The organism is Cohnella sp. GCM10020058 (assembly GCF_042683485.1).
Lineage (GTDB): Bacteria > Bacillota > Bacilli > Paenibacillales > Paenibacillaceae > Cohnella.
Genome location: NZ_JBHUJV010000017.1, coordinates 524,206 through 539,934, shown reverse-complemented (window position 1 = coordinate 539,934; position 15,729 = coordinate 524,206). Strand labels below are relative to the sequence as shown.

7 protein-coding genes are annotated in these 15,729 nt (G+C 59.8%); 3 read left to right on the top strand and 4 right to left on the bottom strand.

The genetic code is table 11. The annotated features are described in order from the left end of the window. Positions 1–177 precede the first annotated feature (177 nt). Complete coding sequence (locus ACFSR7_RS29855) at positions 178–6,891, top strand: DUF7507 domain-containing protein (protein WP_378167947.1); 6,714 nt, start codon at positions 178–180, stop codon at positions 6,889–6,891. Further along, a complete protein-coding gene (locus ACFSR7_RS29850) occupies positions 6,888–8,567 on the top strand; it encodes a hypothetical protein (RefSeq protein ID WP_378167945.1) in 1,680 nt (559 codons plus the stop codon). The genes ACFSR7_RS29855 and ACFSR7_RS29850 overlap by 4 nt, the downstream gene beginning before the upstream one ends. A 388-nt stretch (positions 8,568–8,955) precedes the next feature. Here the strand turns inward: ACFSR7_RS29850 and gndA are convergent, their stop codons facing one another. The 4 genes from gndA to zwf all read right to left on the bottom strand — a co-directional run bounded on the left by gndA (position 8,956) and on the right by zwf (position 14,664). After that, positions 8,956–10,374 (bottom strand): NADP-dependent phosphogluconate dehydrogenase, encoded by a 1,419-nt coding sequence (gene gndA / locus ACFSR7_RS29845; protein WP_378167943.1) that lies wholly within the window; start codon positions 10,372–10,374, stop codon positions 8,956–8,958. 72 nt (positions 10,375–10,446) lie between these two features. Further along, complete coding sequence (gene fsa, locus ACFSR7_RS29840) at positions 10,447–11,112, bottom strand: fructose-6-phosphate aldolase (RefSeq protein ID WP_090115946.1); 666 nt, start codon at positions 11,110–11,112, stop codon at positions 10,447–10,449. A 50-nt stretch (positions 11,113–11,162) separates the two neighbouring features. Continuing rightward, complete coding sequence (tkt, locus tag ACFSR7_RS29835; protein ID WP_378168207.1) at positions 11,163–13,148, bottom strand: transketolase; 1,986 nt, start codon at positions 13,146–13,148, stop codon at positions 11,163–11,165. Then, complete coding sequence (zwf, locus tag ACFSR7_RS29830; protein ID WP_378167942.1) at positions 13,132–14,664, bottom strand: glucose-6-phosphate dehydrogenase; 1,533 nt, start codon at positions 14,662–14,664, stop codon at positions 13,132–13,134. Before zwf ends, tkt begins: the two co-directional genes overlap by 17 nt. A 120-nt stretch (positions 14,665–14,784) precedes the next feature. Here zwf and ACFSR7_RS29825 point away from each other — a divergent pair, with 120 nt between their 5' ends. Further along, entirely contained in the window at positions 14,785–15,663 is an 879-nt protein-coding gene (locus ACFSR7_RS29825) for a LysR family transcriptional regulator (protein WP_378168205.1), read from the top strand. The last annotated feature ends 66 nt before the right edge of the window (positions 15,664–15,729 follow it).

The window sequence follows — 15,729 nt, the reverse complement described above, 5'->3', positions numbered from 1 at the left end:
ATGGAAAATCAGCTATATGGACTTTTCCGCATCAGCAACTTCGAATCGGGATTCGCACGCCTTGATAAAATTTATCGTCGGACGAACAAATCTCCCTGGCTTCCTTCATATAGTTCAAATAATGCGCAATGCGCGCCCGTAAGCGCGCATTGTCATCGCTTATGGGACGGAGAGGAGGTGTTCCCAATTCCGCTTATCGTCCGGGCGACCTTCAACGCGACGGGCGCCATTACGTTCACCGGCAACACGCTCGGACTTAGCCGTTCCGACACGGCAGGCGTCCCGGGTACGCTCGACAGCATCGGGGCCTTTACGACGACGAGCGCCGCTTCGCAGTATGGCACTTATCCGGTTGGCACGACAAGCAATTATCTGGTCAACAGTTCGGCCGCCGTCCTCGTTCTCCCCGCCGGAAGCACCGTGCTGTATGCGGAGCTGATCTGGGGCGGCACTTATGTCAACGGCACGGTTAATTTGACCGCGGCCATCAACAATCCGGTCAGCCTGACGACGCCGGCAGGCACGTTCAGCATCTCGCCCGACTCGGCGACCGCCAACTCGGTCGATCTGGGCAACGGCGCGTTAGCTTACGTGCGCTCAAACAATGTCACCTCGCTAATACAAGCGGGGGGCGCCGGTACTTACGTTACCGCCGGCGTTGTCGGCACGATCGTCATTCCGAGCGACTCGACGGCCAATCATGCGGGATGGACGCTTGGCGTCATCTATCAGAATCCGACGCTGCCCTTCCGCAACTTGTCGCTGCGGGCAGGGGCGATACTCGTGCAAGCGACGTCGGGTCCTGTCAATACGACGCTTACCGGCTTCGCTACGCCGATCTCTGGCTCGCTCGGCGGACGGGCGCTTTTCAGCGCCCAGGAGGGAGACGCGAACCGGACCGGCGACCAGGCGTTATTCGGCCCGACGGCCTCCTCGCTCGTTGCGCTGTCCGGGCCCAATAACTTTGCGGCCAATTTCTTTGCTTCGCAGATCAACAACGATCTCGGACAGCTGAACACGACGGGCACGTTTGGCACGCGAAACCCTGTCAACGGTGCGCCCGGCACGAATATCGTCGGCGGACGTCAAGGCTGGGATATCACCAACGTCGACATATCCGCGCGTCTGGTGAATAACCAGTCGTCGGCCGTCCTCAGCCTGACGACCTCAGGCGACGCCTATGTCTTGAACGGCAACGCGATCCAGGTCGACATCAACGCGCCGATCATTACGGTATCCAAGAGCTCGAATGTAACAGGGCCGATCGTGGGCGATACTGTGACGTACTCGGTCACGGTCAGCAACGCCGGAACCGCCAGCGCGGCAAGCGTCGTGCTCACCGACGCCCTGTCGCCCGGCGTGACCTTCGTCTTGGGCAGCGTCGTCGTGGCGGGCGTCTCGCGCCCGACCTTCGACATCACGACAGGCGTATCGCTCGGGTCGCTGGCGCTTGGCACTTCCATCACGACGACCTATCAGGCAAAAGTCACCTCGCTGCCGAGCCCGCAGCAGTTGACCAACGTCGCGAATGCCGCCTTTACGTTCCAGAGCGTTGCCGGCGGTTCGATCATTTCAGGCGTCATTCCGTCGAATTCATACACGATTCCCGTGTATTCGCCGGTGCTCACGATGACCAAGACTGCGAGTACGGCCAACGCGACGGTCGGCAGTCTGGTGACGTACACGGTCTCGATCGCAAACTCGGGCAATGCCGCCGCGACCACGACGTTTTTTGACAATATCCCGGCCGGCACGGCATACGAGCCGAACACCTTCCGTCTGAACGGCGTCATCGTTCCGGGCGCAAATCCGGCGAACGGCGTAGCGATCGGTACGATCGCAGCGGGCGCTACCGCAACTGTAAGTTTCCAGGTGCGCGTCAATGCGCTGCCCGCCCAGTCGCAGCTCGTCAATCAGGCGACGACCACATATACGTTCCAGCCGCCGGATCTGCGAACCGTATCCGGTTCCGCGGCCTCCAATACGGTTACCGTACCGGTGAAGCTGCCGAACGTGTCTGTCGTCAAAAGCGCAAATCTGACGGACGTCGCGGTGGGCGAGACGCTTACGTACACGTCGGCCGTTGCCAACAACGGCACCGAAGCGATATCGAACGCGATTCTCTCCGACGCGGTCCCTGCCGGAACGACGTTTGTAGCCGGGAGCGTCGTCGTAGGCGGGACGTCGATCCCTGCCGCTTCGCCTGCCAGCGGCATCGCGCTCGGCACGCTGGCAGCCGGTTCCACGGTTACCGTGAGCTTCCAGGCACGAGTCGTCTCGCTGCCGAGCCCGGCGCAATTGAACAACCAGTCATCCGTTTCTTACAGTTCCGGCACCTTTAATGGCCAATCGCTGTCCAACACGATAACGACGCCGGTGTACCAGCCGATCGTTACCGTCGCAAAAAGCGCGGACCATACGAACGCCACGGTGGGCGACACCATTCTATATACGCTAAATGTGGCGAATTCAGGCAATATCGCAGTCGCACAGGCAACGCTGACCGACAATATCCCTGCAGGCTCCACCTTTGTCGCGGGCAGCGTCACCGTAGGCGGCGCATCCCAGCCTTCCGCTTCGCCGCTAACGGGCATTGCGATCGGCTCGGTCGCGACCGGCGCTTCCGTGTCCGTGACCTTCCGGACGCTGCTTAACTCGCTCCCTTCTCCGCCGACGTTGGTGGACCAAGGCGCCGCGGGCTATACTTACCAGTTGCCAAGCGGACGGTCGCTGATCGGTTCGGCGGTGTCCAATACGGTGACGATCGGGGCCTCCGCGCCGAACGTATCCGTAACGAAGTCGGTTAATCTGGCGAACGCGGCGGTCGGCGATACGCTCGTCTACACGATCGTCACGACGAACAACGGGATCGAGCCGGTGACGAATGCAGTCTTGACGGATCCGGTTCCGACTGGTGCCAATTTTGTGCCAGGCAGTCTTACGATCGGCGGTGTGGCGCAGCCGACCGCGAATCCGTTCGCAGGCGTCCCGCTCGGCACGTTGAGTCCCGGTACGCCCGTCACCGTCGTTTTCCAGGCGACCGTCGTATCGCTGCCGAATCCGGCCCAACTGTCCAATCAAGCGACAGTCGGGTTCACGTCAGGGGCATTCCAGGGCACTTCAGCTTCCGCGCCGACCGTCACCGCCGTGTTTCAGGCCGCGCTGTCCATGGTGAAAACGGCCAGTGCGACACGCACGACCGTAGGGGACACGTTCACCTATTTCATCACGGTCGCCAATTCCGGCAACACCGCAGCGCAAACGACGATTACTGACATTCTGCCGTCCAGTCTAACGTTTCAGACCAACAGTGTCATCGTCGGGGCCGTTCCGACGCCTGGCGTCAATCCCGTCACGGGCATTCCGCTCACCGTCGGTGCCGGGCAGACGGTCGTCGTAAGCTTTGTCGTCACGATCAACGCGCTGCCGGCGTCCCAACGACTGGACAATCAAGCCTCCGCCTCGTATACCTACACGCTGCCCGGCGGCAGGCAGATCCCAGGGTCAGCTGTATCCAATATCCTGTCCGTTCCGGTCTCCGCGCCCGACGTGCGCGTCGTCAAAGCCGTCGCGCCGGCGTCGGGCATTGTCGGCGACACGCTGACTTTCAGCGCTGTCGTTACCAATAACGGCATCGCTGCGGTGAACAACGTCGTATTCAGCGATCCTCTTCCGGCAAACGTCTCGTTAGTGTCCGGAAGCGTGTTTGTGGGCGGCGCCGCGAGGCCGCTAGCGAATCCGACATCCGGCATTATAATTGGAGCCTTGGCCCCCGGCGCTTCGGCTACCGTCACATTCGAGGTGATCATCACGATGGCGATACCGTCTCAAATTACCAACCAATCGACGGTCAGCTTCACGTCCGGCGCCTTCTCCGGCACGTCGGCTTCGAATACGACCGTCACTCCCGTGTACCAGCCGCAGATCGCGCTCGTCAAAAGCGCAAATACGAGCAATGCAACGGTCGGCGATACGATCGTTTATACGATCAACGTCACCAATTCGGGCAATTTCGGCGCAAGCGTCACCGTCACCGACACGATCCCCGCCGGCACCACATTCTCCCCCAACAGCGTCATCGTTGGCGGCGTTCCGCAGCCCGGCGCCACCCCGACCACGCCTATACCGCTCGGCGTCGTCGTGCCCGGGCAGACCGTCGTCGTCACCTTCGCCGTCGTCGTCACATCCCTGCCGTCGCCGCAGCAGCTGTCCAATACAGCTTCTGCCGTTCTAACCTACGTGCCGCCGGACGGCCGTACGATCACCCAGAACGTAACGTCCAATACGGTCACGTTCCCTGTCTCCGCACCGAACGTCACCGTCTCGAAAACGACGCCCTCAACGTCCGTTGCGCTTGGGGACACGGTGACGTACACGACGACGGTATTGAACAGCGGCATCGCCGCGGTCACCAATGTGCTCTTTACCGACCCGGTTCCCGCCGGCACGGCATTCGTGGCGGGCAGTGTTATCATCAACGGCGTTGCCGCTCCTGCCGCGGTGCCGTCGAGCGGCATTCAGCTCGGCACGATTGCGCCAAGCGCCACCTCGACGGTTGTTTTCAGCGTGAATGTCGTCTCGGTACCGAGTCCTGCGCAGATCGGCAACCAAGCTTCCGTGAGCTTCTCCTCCGGCGCATCCTCAGGGACGACGTTCTCGAATACAGTCTCCACCCCCGTCTACCAGCCGTCGATCTCGGCTACGAAGTCGGCCAGCACGTCCAATGCGACGGAAGGCGATACGGTAACTTATACGCTCGTCGTGTCGAACACGGGCAATTATCCCGCGACGACGGCCTTGACGGACAATGTGCCGGACGGTACCACTTTTGTGCCGAACAGCGTCATCATCAACGGATTTCCGATACCAGGCTCCGATCCGTCGACCGGTATCGCGCTAGGCCTGATCGAAGCCGGCGGAACCCGCACCGTCATGTTTTCGGTCGTGATCACCACGCTGCCGTCACCGCAGCAGCTTGTCAATCAAGGAACGACTTCGTATTCGTTTACGCTTCCCGATTCGCGCACGCTGACAGGGTCCGTCCAATCCAATACGGTCACGATTCCGGTATCCGCGCCCAATGTCGCCGTATCCAAGAGCACGCCGACGACTTCGACGACGCTCGGCGATACGGTCACCTACACGACCGTCATCTTGAATAACGGAATCGCCAGCGTAAACAACGTCATCTTCACCGATCCGTTCCCGCCCGGAACGGCATTCGTGCCTGGATCGCTGACGGTCGACGGCGTCGCCCGTCCGGCGGCAAATCCGGCGACAGGCGTCAGCATTACGACGATCGCCTCCGGTGCGACGACTACGGTGGCTTTTAACGTGACGGTCACTTCGCTGCCGCCGTCGCAGACGTTATCCAACCAGTCGACGGTGACGTTCACTTCAGGCGCGTTTTCCGGCGTCACCTTTTCGAATACCGTCACGACGCCGGTCTATATACCGATATTATCGGCAGTCAAGACCGCCAACACGGCGAACGCAACGGTTGGCGATACCGTCGCATATACGATCGCGCTGTCGAATACGGGGAACTATCCGGCGAACGTTACGGTAACGGACAACATCCCGGCGGGAACCACGCTCGTACCGAACAGCGTGTTGATCAACGGACAGCCGGCTGCCGGCGCCGATCCCTCTGCAGGCATCCTCGTACCCGGCGTCGCCACGACGGCAACGGTCACCTTCTCTGTCGTTGTCGGTTCGTTGCCGCCCGGGCAACTGCTCTCGAACCAGGCATCCTCTACGTACGCTTATACGCTTCCGGACGGGCGGGCGTTCGGCGGTTCGTTCCTCTCGAACCTGCTTGTCGTTCCGGTCAGCGCGCCGAATGTCGGCGTGGTAAAAGCCGCCTCTGCGACCGATGCCGTCGTCGGCGACAATCTTGTGTATACCGTCGCCGTGCAAAATAACGGCATCGAAAATGTCAATAACGTGCTGCTGAGCGATCCGACGCCGACCGGCGCTGTCTTCGTCTCCGGCAGCGTGGTGGTCGACGGCGTGCCGCGGGCGAACGCGAACCCGCAGGCCGGCATCTCGCTCGGTTCGATCGCGCCAGGCGCGACGGTTATCGTCTCGTTTACCATTAATGTCACAACGCTGCCGGTCCCCAATACGCTCAGCAACCGCGCATCCGTCAGCTTCACCTCCGGCGCGTTCTCTGCAACGACGTTCTCCAATACGGTTGTAACGCCGGTCTTCCAGCCCATCATCGGCATGCTGAAGTCCGCGAATACGACGAACGCGACCGTAGGCGATACGGTCTTCTACAGCATCAATATTACCAATACCGGCAACTTGGCGGCCGATCTGACGGTGACGGATACGATTCCTGCCGGTACGGTCTTCGTGCCGAACAGCGTCCTGGTAAACGGCGTGCCGCAGCCGGGCGTAGATCCGTCGAACGGCGTGCCCGTCGGCCTGGTGCTTCCAGGCGCTTCCGTGAACGTAACCGTCAACCTCGAGGTGACCGTTGACGCGCTGCCTTCTCCGCAGCAGTTGTCCAATCAGGCGACGGCGACCTACACGTATTCGCCGCCGGACGGCCGTGTGCTCAACGGAACCGCAGCATCGAATACGCTGATCATTCCGGTGTCCGCGCCGGATGTCGTCGTTACCAAGAGTACGAACGCGGTCGATGCCATCGTAGGCGACGTCATCACGTATACGATCCTGGTCGAGAACAGCGGGATAGAGACCGTCAACAATGTCGTCATCGTCGACCCCGTCCCCGTGGGCACGGTATTCGTTAGCGGCAGCGTCACGGTCGACGGCATCGCACGGCCCGCAGCCAACCCGAATACGGGCATCGTAATCGGCCCGATCGCGGCCGGTGCTACCGTCACCGTTACGTTCCAGGTCAGGGTCGTAACTTTATGACGCCCCTCCTGCCGGATCCGTATTTGCGCAATCAATCGCATGTCCGGTTCACGTCGGGGCCTAATCCGTCCGTCACTTATTCCAACGTCGTTTCGATTCCGCTTTACGGTCCGGCGATCTCCGTCAGCAAGACGACGGACGCTGCAAAGGCCGAGCTCGGATCCACGATCGTGTACCGCCTGACCGTTGCCAATGCGGGCAATGCGCCAGCCGATACCGTGCTGTACGATCCGCTCCCGGCCGGCACGTCCCTCGTTTCGAACTCGGTTCTGCTCGACGGCATGCCGCTGCCCGGCGCAAAACCGCCTGCCGGCATCCCGCTCGGCACCCTCGCGCCGGGCGGGCAAGTCGCCGTAACGTTCCAGCTTATCGTGACCGCGATTCCCGACTCGCGAGAGATCTCGAATCGGGCGCGCGCGACATTCGCTTTCGCGACCCCGGACGGCAGAACTTCCGACGGAGAGACGGAGTCCAACGAAGTAACGGTAACGGTCATCGGCGTCAAGTTATCTGCGATGATCGGTACCAGGTGGAGTCAGACGTTCGCCGGAGACGTTGTATATTACGATGTCGTCGTGATGAACGAAGGCTCGGAGCCTGTCTCCGGCGTCAATGTCGTCGTGACGCTCCCGCAGGGTTTGACCTTCCTGGCGGGCAGCGTCACGGTCGACCAGGTCCGTGCGCCCGGAGCATCGCTCTTGTCCGGCGTCGAGGTCGGAACGATTGCCGCTGGCGGGTCTGCTGTCGTTACATTTGCCGGGCAGGTCGGAGACCTGCCCGACGGCAGCGTCCTGCAGGTGAACGCGCTCGTCTCCTATTCGTCGTCGGGTCAATCGTATTCGACCGGCACGAACACGGCCGCTGTCGTCGTCGTTAAGCCGGAGGTGTCTCTGACGTTATCAGTAAGCCCGGGTCAAGCGGCGCCTGGAGACCCGATCACGTATACGCTGGTCGCATACAACGCTTCACGGATCGCAATCGAAGCGACGCTTCAGGATTTGCTGCCCGGCGGGCTGACTTTTATCGTCGGCAGCGTGATCGCCGCCGGGCAACCCGCTTCTTCGGCTTCGCCCGCTTCGGGCATCTCGCTTGGCACGATCGGACCGGGCGGCAGCGTGACCGTCACCTTTCAAGCGCGCATCCCGCCGCTCGCCAGCAGTGCCGACATCTTGCCTTCCTATACGAATCAGGCACAGCTGATCTATGCGTTCCGATTGAACGACGGCCGCGCGGTGCGAGCGGTCACGGCATCCGGTACCGTCATTACCGTTGTCGTCTCTCCATTGATTGGCATATCGGTAGCAGCCGATCCTGCGGAAGTTTACCCGGGCGACGAGATCGTTTTCCGTGCCGAGGTAAAAAACAACGGCAATACTGCTGCGTCTGTCGTCGTTGAAGGACTCGTGCCCGCAGGTACGAGGCTCGCTGGCTACGGCATCAAGGTCGACGGTGCGCCTGTCGCGATCTCGCTGGACGGGTCGGCCGTGCTGGGAACGTTGGAACCGGATCAAACCATACGAATCGCCTACCGCGTGATCGTCCCAGAGAACACGATACTGGAATTCATCGAAGGATTTTTGACGGCGAGGTTTACGTTCGCGCTGAACGGCCGGGAGCACGCCGGCGCGTCGCAATCGAACGAATACAGCGTGTTGGTCGAGGGGAGCGACGAATGAGCGCCCCAGGCTATGAGCATGCAGAAAAGCACGTCGCGAGAACGCGGCGTGCTTTCTTTGTGACTAATTCCTTCCTGACTCGGGCGGCGGCGAATCGTGGATACGCTTGAGCGTGTTCGGCGTGCCTGATCTCATCGGATGTTTGGCGGGTCGAAAACCTGCATTTTTACATCCATTTTCCACCGTGGCGCGAATCGGGATAAAAAACCTGCAAATATGCAGTTATAATCAAAGCACAAACCGGGAATCGGGCTGCTGGAGGAAAATAACTGCGCTTTAGCATCTATCCGGTCCAAACGGGCAGTCATAGGCATAATTAGCTGTATATGTGCAGGCATTGCGTCGAAAGGACGACGCGGACGCAACACGTTGCGACCATCGAATCCGATTATTGCTGGCCGCCGATCCATTGGAAATGGAAGCTGCCTTCGCGGTCCAGCCGCTCGAACGTGTGCGCGCCGAAGTAATCGCGCTGCGCTTGAAGCAGGTTGGCCGGCAAACGCTCCGTACGGTAGCTGTCGTAGTACGCCAGTGCAGAGGCGAAGGCCGGTACGGGAATGCCTCTCGTTACGGCCGCAGCGACGACTTTTCGCCATGCGCCCTGATACTCGCGAACGACGCCGCCGAAGTATTCGTCCAACAGCAGGTTTTGCAGCTCCGGATTGCGGTCGTATGCGTCCTTGATGTTCTGCAGGAAGCCGGCGCGGATAATGCAGCCGCCTCTGAAGATCATGGCGATGCCGCCATAGTTCAGATCCCATCCGTATGCGTCCGAAGCGGCGCGCATTTGCGCGAAGCCCTGGGCGTACGAAGCGATCTTGCTGGCAAAAAGCGCCTGGCGTACGGCTTCGATGAATTCCTTAGCGTCGCCTTCGTAGCTCGAAGCTTCCGGACCGGTCAGCTTGCGGCTCGCGATGGCGCGCTCGTCCTTCATCGCCGACAGGAAGCGGGCGAAGACGGATTCGGTGATAATGGACAGCGGCACGCCCAGATCGAGCGAGCTTTGGCTCGTCCATTTGCCCGTTCCTTTTTGCCCCGCGGAATCAAGGATGACGTCCACCATCGGCTTGCCCGTCTCCGGATCGGTCTTGGAGAAGATGTCGGCCGTAATCTCGATCAGGTAGCTGTCCAGCTCGCCCTTGTTCCACTCGGTGAAAATGTCGTGCAGCTCGCCGGCGCCCAGACCCAGCACGTCCTTCAGCAAGTGATAGGCTTCGCCGATCAGCTGCATATCGCCGTACTCGATGCCGTTATGCACCATTTTGACATAGTGGCCGGCACCGTCAGCGCCGATATACGTCGAGCAAGGATCGCCGTTCACCTTGGCGGAGATCGCCGTCAGGATCGGCTCGACGAGCGCATAAGCGTCCTTTTGCCCGCCCGGCATAATCGCAGGACCGTGCAGCGCGCCCTCTTCCCCGCCCGATACGCCGGCTCCAATGAAGCGGAAGCCTTTTTCCTGCAACGCCTTATTTCTGCGCTGGGTGTCCGGAAAGTACGCATTGCCGCCGTCGATCAGAATGTCGCCTTGATCGAGGTACGGTACAAGCTGCTCGATCGTATCGTCCGTCGGCTTGCCCGCTTTTACCATGATCAGAATCTTGCGCGGCGTCTCCAGCGATTGGACGAATTCTTCGACGCTGTATGCGCCGACGAAGTTTTTCCCCTTCGCTTCTTCCAGCAGTTCCTTCGTCTTCTCGGGCGAACGATTGTATACCGCGACCGAGAAGCCTTTGCTCTCGATGTTAAGGGCGAGATTTTTGCCCATTACCGCAAGTCCGACCACGCCGATTTGCTGCTTGCTCATCTTTCCCCATCCTCCCGTGCTTCATGCTCTCTCTATTTTTGAACGCTATTTTATCGGAATGCTTAACGCTTATTATTGAACCGCTTTTTTCCAGTCGGCCGCGAACTTTTCCATGCCCTGCTCGGTGAGCGGGTGCTTGGTGAGCTGTTCGATGACCGAGAAAGGAATCGTAGCGATATGCGCGCCGGCCATGGCGACCCGGGTTACGTGGTCCGGGTGGCGGACGGAAGCTGCAATGATCTGCGCGTCGAGGTTATGGATGCGGAACAGCTCCGCAATCTTCGCGACGAGCAGGACGCCGTCTTCGGAGATATCGTCCAGGCGACCGAGGAACGGGGATACGTAGGTTGCACCGGCTCGTGCGGCGAGCAGTGCCTGGTTGACCGTGAAAATCAGCGTGACGTTCGTCTTGACGCCTTTCTTGGTCAAGTAACGGCAAGCTTCGAGACCGGCCAGCGTCATCGGCAGCTTGATCGTAATGTTTTTGTCGTTGTTGTTGATCTTGATCAGCTCGTTGGCTTGGGCGATCATTTCTTCTGCCGTGAGGGCGTCCGGCGTGACTTCGGCGGATACCGATTCGACTTCGGGCACTTCCTTCAGGATCTCTTCAATGCGGTCTTCGAACTTAACGCCTTCCTTGGCGACCAGGGAAGGGTTCGTCGTGACGCCGGACAGTACGCCGATCTTGTACGCTTTTTTGATGTCGGCCAGGTTTGCGGTATCGATGAAAAACTTCATGATTCAAAAACCTCCATTAATTTTAAGTTTGGATGGGCTGCCGTTACAAATTATAGCAGTTCTTTGGCGATTCGCACGACATTCGTTGCGGAAAAGCCGAAGTATTCCATAACCGCGCCGCCGGATCCGGATGCCCCGAATGTGTCGATGGAGAGCACTTTGCCCTCTTTGCCCACGTAACGGTCCCAGCCGAGCGAGATTCCCGCTTCGATGGACAAGCGTTTTGATACGGCATCTGGAAGTACGGATTGCTTGTAAGCATCCGGCTGCCGGTCGAACAATTCGCGGCTCGGCATCGCCACGACGCGTACGGAGACATTGTCCTTCTCGAGCTCCGCCTTCGCGTTAACCGCGAGAGATACTTCCGAACCGGTGGCGATGAGGATGAGGTCCGGCTGCGCATTCGTCTCGGTCAGGACGTAAGCGCCCTTCGCGACTTGCTCGCGGTTCGCTTTCGTCTGTTCGTACGTCGGCAGATTTTGCCGGCTGAGAATCAGCGCGACAGGTCCCTCCTGCTGGGTCAGCGCATAAGCCCAGGCGTTGGCCGTCTCGTTGGCGTCCGACGGGCGGATGACCGTCAGGCCGGGAATCGTGCGCAGCGCGGCCAGATGCTCGACGGGCTCATGCGTGGGTCCGTCTTCGCCCACGGCAATCGAGTCGTGCGTGAATACGTAGACGACCGGCAGCTTCTGCAGCGCGGCAAGTCTGATGGACGGACGCAGATAGTCGCTGAATACGAAAAACGTGCTGACGAAGGCATTGACGCCGCCATGCAGCGCCATGCCGTTGCCGGCCGCGCCCATCGCATGCTCGCGGACGCCGAAGTACACGTTGCGGCCAGCATACGAGTCGACCGCAAACTTGGGCTCGCCCTTAATGTCGGTCATCGTCGAATGCGACAGGTCCGCGCTGCCGCCGAAAATCGTCGGCACTTTTTTCACGTAGTGGTTGATCGCTTCACCGCTCGCTACCCGCGTCGAGATCGACTTGGCCGCGTCGAACGACAGGATATCGCCGTCCTCTAGCGTTACCTTGCCGCTAATCGCGCCGGCCAGCTCTTGACCGAGCACCGGGTGCGCTTCGCCGTAAGCGGACAGCAGCTTTTGCCATGCCTCTTCCTTGGCGGCGCCCTGCCGCTTCAGCAGCTCGAAGTGTCCGCGAACTTCGTCAGGCACCGTGAATTCCTCTTCGTAATGCCAGCCGTATGCCTGCTTGGTCGATTTTGCTTCCTCCAAACCGAGCGGGTTGCCGTGCACCTTGTGGGTACCGGCCGCCTTGCTGCCGTATCCGATGATCGTGCGGATCTCGATGAGCGTCGGCTGATCGCCGTGCGCCTTGGCCTCCGCGATGGCTGCCGAGATCCCCGCCAGATCGTTGCCGTCTTCGACGCGCAGGTATTGCCAGTTCGCGGATTCGGCGCGTTTTTGCACGTTTTCGCCGAAGCTGAGGTTAAGATCGCCGTCCAGCGAGATGTCGTTGGAATCGTACAGCACGATTAGCTTGCCCAGCTTCATATGTCCGGCCATCGACATCGCTTCGTACGAGATGCCTTCCATCAGGCAGCCGTCTCCGACGAGCGCGTACGTATGGTGGTCGACAACCGGAAAACCGGACTGGTTAAACTTCGAAGCCAGGTGCGCTTCGGCCATCGCCATGCCGACCGCCATCGCAATCCCTTGGCCCAGCGGCCCTGTCGTTGCGTCCACGCCGTCCGTATGCCCGAACTCGGGATGCCCCGGCGTCCTGCTGTTCAGCTTGCGGAACTGCTTGAGGTCATCGATGGTTACCCCGTAGCCGAACAGGTGAAGCAAGCTGTACAGCAGCGCGGAGCCGTGCCCGGCCGACAGCACGAAGCGGTCGCGGTTGAACCACTTGGCGTTGGACGGATTGTGGTTCAAATGCTCGGACCAGAGGGCATAGGCCATCGGGGCCGCCCCCATCGGCAGGCCGGGGTGACCGGAGTTAGCCGCGTTGATGGCGTCGATCGAGAGCGTACGGATCGTATCGACGGACAACTGTTCAATGGTTTGCGTGATAGGCATAATCTGCTCCTTCTTTATTATCGGATTTAGGCAGCGCTTCGGATTCTTCGTCGTACCACCAGTGATATCCGTCCTCCGCCAGCAAGGCGTCAGATTCGGCAGGTCCATGGCTGCCGGCTGCGTAGCTGCGCAGCGGCACCGTATTTTCCGCAAATGCGTCCAGCACCGGCTGCACCCACTCCCAGGACATTTCGACCTCGTCCCAATGCGCGAAGAAGGTCGGATCGCCCTTCATGGCGTCGCCGATCAAGTTCTCGTAAGCTTCGGGAGAATCGGCAGGCGTCGAATGAAGGTCGATATGAATCGGCTTGAAGCCGCCATGCGCGCCGGTTTCCTTTGTATTCAGCCTGAGCGTGATGCTTTCGCCCGGACCGATCTCGATCACGAGCAGGTTCGGCGCGACGCCGTCCTCCGTTTGCGACCAAGCTTGCTTCAGCGGCTCCTTGAATTCGACGACGATACGCGTCGATTTTTTGTTCATGCGCTTGCCGGTGCGGATGTAGAAGGGCACCCCGCGCCAATCGCCGTTGTCGATGCGCAATCGGGCTGCGATAAACGTATCGTTCATGGAGTCGGGCCCGATTCCCGGCTCGGACTTGTAGCCTCCGACCGGCTGTCCGCCGATGCTCCCTTCCGCATATTGACCGCGCACGAGATGCAGGCCGACGTCCTCTTTTGCAACGGGGACCAGCGCCTCCATGATCTTTTTCTTCTTAAAACGAACCTTCTCGGAGCTGCTGTCGTAAGGCAGGTGGATCGCCGCCATCATGAGCAGCTGGAGCAGATGGTTCTGGAACATGTCGCGGATCGCGCCGACGTGATCGTAATAACCTGCGCGTTCCTCGACGCCGACCGATTCGCTCGCCGTAATCTGCACGTTGGCAATGTACCGGTTGGTCCAGAGCGCCTGGATGACCGGGTTGGCCTGCTGCAGCGATTCGAGGCGCTGCACGACCGGTTTGCCCAGGTAATGGTCGATGCGGAAGATTTCTTCTTCAGCGAACGATTCGGACAGCTTCGCGTTCAGCGCGCGCGCGGACGGGAGATCGTGGCCGAACGGCTTTTCGATAACGAGCCGCTTCCAGCCGTCGGCGGAGCCGAGCCCGCTCGCGCGGATGTTGTCGGCGATCGGTTCGAAGTGCTCGGGACCGACGGACAGATAGAACAACCGGTTCGGCGGCATTTGCAGCGCTTGTTCGCGGGATTCGACGAGCGCCAGCAGCTTGCGGTAGTCCTCCTCGCGGCCGATATCGAGCACGCTGTATCGGAAAGCCTCCAAAAAGGCGTTCAGCTTTTCCTTGTCGTCGGGCTGCGTTCGCGAAAACTGATACAGCGAGCGTTCGACGGCAGCCTGGAATACTTCATCGGTCCATTCTCTTCTGCCGAGACCGACGACGGAGAAGGCTTGCGGCAGCTTGCCGCGGATGAACAAGTTATAAAGGGCAGGATAGATTTTGCGCTTGGCCAGGTCTCCTGTCGCCCCGAACAGTACAAAAGTGGTCGGTTCCATCTTCCTTCTCCTTCCTTCGAGCGAAGGTACGCTCTGGTTTCTAATTTGTATTTTCACTATAATACGAATCGGAGCCATACAAGTAATCAATATATTTCACAGGAGATATAGACCATGTCTATGGGTAACAATTACGAGCTTTACAAAGTGTTCTATTGGGCGGCTAAAACGGGGAGTTTGACGCAGGCGGCCAAGGCGCTTTTTTTGACGCAGCCGAGCGTGAGCCATGCGATCAAGCAACTGGAGGAAAGCTTCGGCGTGTCGTTGTTTTACCGCAATTCCAAAGGGGTCGAGCTGACGCAGGAAGGGATGGTCCTGTACGCGTACATCGAGCAATCGCAAATTCTGATCACGCTGGCGGAAGAAAAAATGGCCGCGCTTAAAAACCTGGACAGCGGCGAGCTTCGAATCGGCGGCAGCGATTCGTTGTTCAAGCATTACGTGCTGCCTTATCTGGAGCAGTTCCATAAGCGCCATCCCGGCGTGAAGCTGCATCTGAATCATGGTACGACGCCCGAGGTCATCACTTTTCTGAAGGAAGGCCGCATCGATCTGGGCGTCGTGCGCATGCCGATCGTCGATCCCCAGCTCCAGGTGACCGAGAGCTTTCAACTGCAGGACTGCTTCGTCGCCGGCGCCAGGTATGCCGAACTGAAGAACGCCGTGCTGACGATCGATGCCCTGCTTCAGTATCCGATCATCTTGTTCTCGCGCAACAGCCGGGCCCGGATGACGATAACGGAGATTTTCCATAACTATGGCTATTCCATCAAGCCGGAAATTGAAGTCGGCAGCGTCGACCTGCTTATCGAATTCGCGAGGCGGGGGTTGGGCATCTCCTACGTGACCAGGGAGTTCGTATCCAAGGAGCTCGAGGAAGGCTCGTTATTCGAGGTGGCCATCGACATTCCGCTGCCGCCGTCCCACGTCGGATTGTTAACGATGCGAAATATGCCGCTGTCGAGCGCGGCGCATGCGTTTATCGGCTTGGTGAAGTAGCGGAGCCACGGTCCGTTCCCACTCCGAAATCATGCAAAAATCCTAAAATAACGGCGCTGCTGTCCG

What these genes read in the sequence shown, in the direction of transcription:
- ACFSR7_RS29850 (WP_378167945.1), top strand. Translation starts at nt 6,888, where the DNA reads ATGACGCCCCTCCTGCCGGATCCGTATTTGCGCAATCAATCGCATGTC.
- gndA (WP_378167943.1), bottom strand. Translation starts at nt 10,374, where the DNA reads ATGAGCAAGCAGCAAATCGGCGTGGTCGGACTTGCGGTAATGGGCAAA.
- fsa (WP_090115946.1), bottom strand. Translation starts at nt 11,112, where the DNA reads ATGAAGTTTTTCATCGATACCGCAAACCTGGCCGACATCAAAAAAGCG.
- zwf (WP_378167942.1), bottom strand. Translation starts at nt 14,664, where the DNA reads ATGGAACCGACCACTTTTGTACTGTTCGGGGCGACAGGAGACCTGGCC.
- ACFSR7_RS29825 (WP_378168205.1), top strand. Translation starts at nt 14,785, where the DNA reads ATGGGTAACAATTACGAGCTTTACAAAGTGTTCTATTGGGCGGCTAAA.